Origin of the sequence: Olivibacter sp. XZL3, from assembly GCF_004368405.1 — a bacterium.
Lineage (GTDB): Bacteria > Bacteroidota > Bacteroidia > Sphingobacteriales > Sphingobacteriaceae > Olivibacter.
In genome coordinates, this window is record NZ_SBJH01000005.1 from 1 (window position 1) to 5,636 (window position 5,636).

Annotated in this window: 1 protein-coding gene, 2 tRNA genes and 2 rRNA genes; all 5 read right to left on the reverse strand. The window is 53.9% G+C overall.

All coding sequences use genetic code 11. The features are described from left to right. Positions 1-113: 113 nt before the first annotated feature. Positions 114-2,997 (reverse strand): 23S ribosomal RNA (locus EPX21_RS01980). Positions 2,998-3,366: 369 nt separating this feature from the next. Further along, positions 3,367-3,440 (reverse strand) — tRNA-Ile (locus EPX21_RS01985). Between the two features lie 251 nt (positions 3,441-3,691). Then, positions 3,692-3,765 (reverse strand) — tRNA-Ile (locus EPX21_RS01990). A 117-nt stretch (positions 3,766-3,882) separates the two neighbouring features. Continuing rightward, a 16S ribosomal RNA gene (locus EPX21_RS01995) occupies positions 3,883-5,404 on the reverse strand. The 16S and 23S rRNA genes sit together here with 2 tRNA genes alongside, the layout of an rRNA operon. A gap of 6 nt (positions 5,405-5,410) precedes the next feature. Then, positions 5,411-5,636 (reverse strand): hypothetical protein (locus EPX21_RS22865; RefSeq protein WP_206105975.1); only part of this gene is annotated, 226 nt, incomplete at its 5' end.

The window sequence follows — 5,636 nt, forward strand, 5'->3', positions numbered from 1 at the left end:
AAGCGGTACGGTCAGCCGGCCCTGCGGCCTTGACCCTGATACCCTTAACCCCGGGCCTCCATAAAGACATATATATAGGAAGAAAAAAAACATAGAGGACAACAGGTCCTTCAGCTGGAAAGCTTCGGGCTATTAGTACCGCTCGGCTATGGTATCTCTACCTTTACACCTGCGGCCTATCGACGTGGTAGTCTCCCACGGCCCTGTAAGGAAGTCTCATCTTGTGGCTAGTTTCGCACTTAGATGCTTTCAGCGCTTATCTATTCCCAGCATAGCTACCCTGCCGTACACCTGGCGGCATAACAGGTTCACCAGAGGCTGGTCCAACCCGGTCCTCTCGTACTAAGGTCAGCCCCACGCAGACTTCCTGCGCCCACAACAGATAGGGACCGAACTGTCTCGCGACGTTCTGAACCCAGCTCGCGTGCCACTTTAATCGGCGAACAGCCGAACCCTTGGGACCTTCTCCAGCCCCAGGATGTGACGAGCCGACATCGAGGTGCCAAACCTCCCCGTCGATATGAGCTCTTGGGGGAGATCAGCCTGTTATCCCCAGAGTACCTTTTATCCTTTGAGCGATGGCCCTTCCATGCAGAACCACCGGATCACTATGTCCGTCTTTCGACCCTGTTCGACCTGTTCGTCTCACAGTCAAGCAAGCTTTTGCCATTGCACTCCGCGTACGGTTACCAAGCGTACTGAGCTTACCTTTGAAAGCCTCCGTTACCTTTTTGGAGGCGACCACCCCAGTCAAACTACCCACCAAACAATGTCCCCCGCTTATGCGGCGTTAGGAACCGGATACAGAAAGGGCGGTATTTCAAGGTCGATTCCGCGCATCCTGGCGAACGCGCTTCAATATCTCCCGCCTATCCTACACATCCTGCACCCAGTCCCAATGTTAAGCTATAGTGAAGGTTCATGGGGTCTTTCCGTCCCGTTGCGGGTAACCGGCGTCTTCACCGATACCACAATTTCACCGAGCTCATGGCCGAGACAGCGCCCAGATCGTTACACCATTCGTGCAGGTCGGAACTTACCCGACAAGGAATTTCGCTACCTTAGGACCGTTATAGTTACGGCCGCCGTTTACTGGGGCTTCGATTCAATGCTTCACCTTGCGGTTGACATCCCCTCTTAACCTTCCAGCACCGGGCAGGTGTCAGGCCTTATACTTCATCTTTCGATTTGGCAAAGCCATATGTTTTTGTTAAACAGTCGCCTGGGCCTTTTCACTGCGGCTTCTCCATCGCTGGAGGAAGCGCCCCTTCTCCCGAAGTTACAGGGCCATTTTGCCGAGTTCCTTAGCCATGATTCACTCGAGCACCTTAGGATTCTCTCCTCGACCACCTGTGTCGGTTTGCGGTACGGGTCTTTATGGCCTGGAGCTTAGCGGTTTTTCTCGGGAGTATGGTTACCCGCGCTATCGGCGCCCCCGAAGGTTTGCCGTACTATCGGCCTTCGGCACATTATCCGGATTTGCCTGGACAACGTTTACCTACGGCCTTCAACGCACTATTCCGTCAGTGCGCGGCGGTGTCACTCCTCCGTCCCCGCATCGCAGCCACAAAGAGTACGGGAATCTTTACCCGTTGGCCATCCACTGCCCCTTTCGGGTTCGCGTTAGGTCCCGACTTACCCTGATCCGATTAGCGTTGATCAGGAAACCTTGGTCTTTCGGTGGGCGGGTTTCTCGCCCGCCTTATCGTTACTTATGCCTACATTTGCTTTTCCAGAAAGTCCACACGGACTCGCGTCCGCGCTTCGCCCCCGCTGGAATGCTCCCCTACCAATGACACGTATGTCAGTCCACGGCTTCGGTGGTACACTTCATGCCCGTTTATTATCCACGCCCGGCCGCTCGACTAGTGAGCTGTTACGCACTCTTTAAATGAATGGCTGCTTCCAAGCCAACATCCTAGCTGTCTGGGCAACCGGACCTCGTTAGTTCAACTTAGCGTACACTTGGGGACCTTAGCCGGTGGTCTGGGTTCTTTCCCTCTCGGCCCCGGACCTTAGCACCCGGAGCCTCACTGCGGACCATATCTCCCGGTATTCGGAGTTCGTCTGGATTTGGTAGGATGTGACTCCCCCGCACCCAATCGGTAGCTCTACCTCCGGAAGACTCTATGTCCACGCTGTTCCTAAAAACATTTCGGGGAGTACGAGCTATTTCCCAGTTTGATTGGCCTTTCACCCCTACCCACAGGTCATCCGGAAACTTTTCAACGTTTATCGGTTCGGTCCTCCAGTACGTGTTACCGCACCTTCAACCTGCCCATGGGTAGATCACAAGGTTTCGCGTCTACCTCCACTGACTCTGCGCCCTGTTCAGACTCGCTTTCGCTTCGGATCCGCGCCTTAGGCGCTTAACCTTGCCAGTGAAGTGTAACTCGTAGGCTCATTATGCAAAAGGCACGCCGTCACACCTTATAGATGCTCCGACCGCTTGTAAGCACACGGTTTCAGGTTCTTTTTCACTCCCCTGTTCGGGGTTCTTTTCACCTTTCCCTCACGGTACTGGTTCACTATCGGTCTCTCGGTAGTATTTAGCCTTGGCGGATGGTGCCGCCGGATTCCCACAGGGCGTCTCCGACCCCGCGGTACTCAGGATCCCGCTAGGTTATCCTCAATTACGTGTACGCAGCTCTCATGCTCTACGGCCCGACTTCCCAGACGGTTCCACTTCTTTAAGATATACCACGCCGCGGTCCTACAACCCCGCATATGCCGTAACATATCCGGTTTGGGCTCTTCCCCTTTCGCTCGCCACTACTCAGGGAATCATTCTTATTTTCTCTTCCTACGCCTACTTAGATGTTTCAGTTCAGCGCGTTCGCGTATTTTACAACATGTCTTCAACATGTTAGGTTTCCCCATTCGGAAATCACCGGATCAACTCTCATTTGCAGATCCCCGGCGCTTATCGCAGCTTATCACGTCCTTCTTCGCCTCCGAGAGCCTAGGCATCCCCCGTGTGCCCTTTCTTACTTTCTTCCCGTCTGCGGCCTTTTGCGCCCGCAGCGGTGCTTCTTTATCTCCGTCCGGAAAGCATTGCTGCATCCGGACAGCTCTGTTGTCCTCTCTTGTGTTTTTTTCTTCCAATATGTCAAAGAACTTTTTTAAGGTGAACGGTATAGGGTATAAGCGCTAAGGTCCTGCCTTACGCCTTTATCCTTTACCCTTCGGCCCCAAGCGTGGAGAATAACGGATTCGAACCGTTGNATAGGGTATAAGCGCTAAGGTCCTGCCTTACGCCTTTATCCTTTACCCTTCGGCCCCAAGCGTGGAGAATAACGGATTCGAACCGTTGGCCCCTGCGCCATGCGCCGTAGGCCTTCCGTGCCTATCCCCCCATCGTTCAGGTAGTCCCGAGCAGATTTGAACTGCTGACCCCTACATTATCAGTGTAGTGCTCTGACCAACTGAGCTACGGGACTGCTTCGCTTCCGCTCCGGTTACCCTTTTTCCAAGGGCTGCGGGCTTCTCTTCTTCTTCTTTATCTTTTTTTCAAGAAATCTTCATGGCGTAACGGGCACGGTCCAANACCCCCTGCGTGCAAGGCAGGTGCTCTAGCCAGCTGAGCTAATTCCCCTTTTCCGGGTTTAAGTTCCGGGCTTTCCGTTTTAAGTGCCACGGCACACGGCCCCTCACCTACAACTTTTAACCTGCTCCTTATAACCCCTCTGGGTAGTCCCGAGCAGATTTGAACTGCTGACCCCTACATTATCAGTGTAGTGCTCTGACCAACTGAGCTACGGGACTGCTTCGCTTCCGCTCCGGTTACCCTTTTTCCAAGGGCTGCGGGCTTCTCTTCTTCTTCTTTATCTTTTTTTCAAGAAATCTTCATGGCGTAACGGGCACGGTCCAAAGGCCCTCTAGAAAGGAGGTATTCCAGCCGCACCTTCCGGTACGGCTACCTTGTTACGACTTAGCCCCAATTACCGGTTTTACCCTAACACGCTCCTTGCGGTTACATGCTTTAGGTACCCCCAGCTTTCATGGCTTGACGGGCGGTGTGTACAAGGCCCGGGAACGTATTCACCGCGTCATTGCTGATACGCGATTACTAGCGAATCCAACTTCACGGGGTCGAGTTGCAGACCCCGATCCGAACTGTGAGGGGCTTTCTGAGATTGGCGCAACCTTGCGGTCTGGCGGCCCTCTGTACCCCCCATTGTAGCACGTGTGTAGCCCCGGACGTAAGGGCCATGATGACTTGACGTCGTCCCCGCCTTCCTCTCTGTTTGCACAGGCAGTCTGTTTAGAGTCCCCACCTTTACGTGCTGGCAACTAAACATAGGGGTTGCGCTCGTTGCGGGACTTAACCCAACACCTCACGGCACGAGCTGACGACAGCCATGCAGCACCTAGTTTCCTGTCCCGAAGGACTTATCCATCTCTGGATAATTCAGTAACTTTCAAGCCCGGGTAAGGTTCCTCGCGTATCATCGAATTAAACCACATGCTCCTCCGCTTGTGCGGGCCCCCGTCAATTCCTTTGAGTTTCACCCTTGCGGGCGTACTCCCCAGGTGGAACACTTAACGCTTTCGCTTGGACGCCGACTGTCTATCGCCGACATCGAGTGTTCATCGTTTAGGGCGTGGACTACCAGGGTATCTAATCCTGTTCGATCCCCACGCTTTCGTGCCTCAGCGTCAATCATACCTTGGTAAGCTGCCTTCGCAATCGGTGTTCTGTGGCATATCTATGCATTTCACCGCTACTTGCCACATTCCGCCTACCTCAAGTACATTCAAGCATGCCAGTATCAAAGGCACTGCGATGGTTGAGCCACCGTCTTTCACCCCTGACTTAGCACGCCGCCTACGCACCCTTTAAACCCAATAATTCCGGATAACGCTCGGATCCTCCGTATTACCGCGGCTGCTGGCACGGAGTTAGCCGATCCTTATTCTTACGGTACATTCAGCTCCATACACGTATGGAGGGTTATTCCCGTACAAAAGCAGTTTACAACCCGTAGGGCCGTCTTCCTGCACGCGGCATGGCTGGTTCAGGGTTGCCCCCATTGACCAATATTCCTTACTGCTGCCTCCCGTAGGAGTCTGGTCCGTGTCTCAGTACCAGTGTGGGGGTTTCTCCTCTCAGAGCCCCTAGACATCGTCGCCTTGGTGAGCCGTTACCTCTCCAACAAGCTAATGTCACGCGAGCCCATCCATCCCCTATGAATATTTCATCACTGCCCCATGCGGGACCGTGATCATATGCGGTGTTAATCCGGATTTCTCCGGGCTATCCCCCTGGGATGGGCAGGTTGCTCACGCGTTACGCACCCGTGCGCCACTCTCATGGGGACCGAAGTCCCCAATCCCGTTCGACTTGCATGTATTAGGCCTGCCGCTAGCGTTCATCCTGAGCCAGGATCAAACTCTCCATTGTATAATGTTAAGTTTTCGATCTCGGCCGTTGCACTCTCTCAAGTGCCGCCTTCCGATCTTTTCTGTATCTTCCGGCCTTTGGACACATCCTGTCCTTCCGGTTTGCACCGGATAACAGCCTGTCCGTTACGCTACATGAATCTGATTTCTTAAAGAACTTTAAACGCCTCCGCTCCCGCTTCGGCCTCCGCTGCATCCTTCGGGCCGCCCCTCCGGTACATCGCTGTTTTTTT